At 67.3% G+C, this 1191-nt stretch carries 2 protein-coding genes; both read right to left on the bottom strand.

The window, feature by feature from the left end; translation table 11 throughout:
• Positions 1–294: sigma-70 factor domain-containing protein (locus ABZ449_RS42200; RefSeq protein ID WP_360357493.1), on the bottom strand; the 294-nt coding region annotated here is incomplete at its 3' end.
• Positions 295–738: 444 nt separating this feature from the next.
• Positions 739–1191 (bottom strand): N-acetylmuramic acid 6-phosphate etherase (locus ABZ449_RS42195; RefSeq protein ID WP_360357490.1); only part of this gene is annotated, 453 nt, incomplete at its 5' end.

Raw genomic sequence — 1191 nt, 5'->3', positions numbered from 1 at the left:
CATGGGCATCCCGGAGCGTACGTAGCGCCGGGCGATCGACACGACCAGCCGGAGGTTGGCGCGGATGAAGAGGTCCTTCGCCGGCTCCCCGTCGTCGTCCAGCCACTCCAGGTCGGCCCGGTCGACACCGGCGGGACCGGCTTCCTCACCGAGCAGGTGCTCGGCGTAGAGGCCGGCCTCGATCGCCTTGGAGAGATCGACCTCCTTGGCGGCGTCCAGCAGTGGCGTCCGGGAGATCTCGTGCAGGTAGACGCCGACCAGGTCGCGCTCCTCGGCAACCTCGTCGGTTCGCATGCCGATGTTCTTGTCCACGTTGCCCACGGTCCCCTCGCTCGCGCCGGTTGCCCGGTTCCTTGCCATTTCCCACGCCTGTCAGCCCCTGGTAACTTCTGCTGTGCCCATCGGTGCTGACACCTACACAACAGATGAGACGTGTCGGGGATTCCTCGCCGTGAGTCGAAAGTGTCACGAATGCCTGAGTAGTAGCTGAGAGCACGGTCCATGTTTGCTGTCAGCACCCCATCGGGTGGGCTCACCATTGGGCACCACGTACGGGTTACCGCACCATGGCAACACCGCCCGCCGCGGGGGACAGCGACCCGGGTCACCACCACGATGCGATCCTGCTCACTGCCAGATACGCACCGGTGAACCGGTCGGTTCATCCACGGGGGTGTTATTACCCCCGGGCCAGATGAACAATCCGAAGCCCCGTTCGCTTCCCGGGGGTGGGCGGCGTTAGGAGGCGAGCAGGGCGAGGGCGCCGCGCACCTGGTCCGCCGAGCGGGCCAACGCGGCCCGGGCGGCGTCGATCTCGGCGCCGGACACGAGGGAGACGAGCGCCGTCTTCAGGTCACCGTCGGCCTCGGTGAGGGCCCGCCGGGAGATCTCCTCCGAGCAGCCGGTGGCCTCGACCAGAATTGAGATCATTCGTCCGCGGAGTTTCGCGTTGGTGGCCACCATGTCGATCATGAGGTTCGAGTAGACCCGCCCCAGGCGCACCATGACGGCGGTCGAGAACGTGTTGAGCACCAACTTCTGCGCCGTGCCCGCCTTCATCCGGGTCGACCCGGTGACCACCTCGGGTCCGGTGTCCACCCCGATGAACACGTCGACCGACCGGGCAGCCTCCGCCTCCGGATTGGCGCAGAGCAGCACCGTGGAGGCGTCGATGGCGCCGGCTGCGGCGAG

This window comes from Kitasatospora sp. NPDC005856, assembly GCF_040629945.1.
In the GTDB taxonomy this organism is placed as follows: domain Bacteria; phylum Actinomycetota; class Actinomycetes; order Streptomycetales; family Streptomycetaceae; genus Kitasatospora.
The sequence above is the reverse complement of the archived record's forward strand: the minus strand, read 5'-3'. Positions and strand labels throughout refer to the sequence as shown.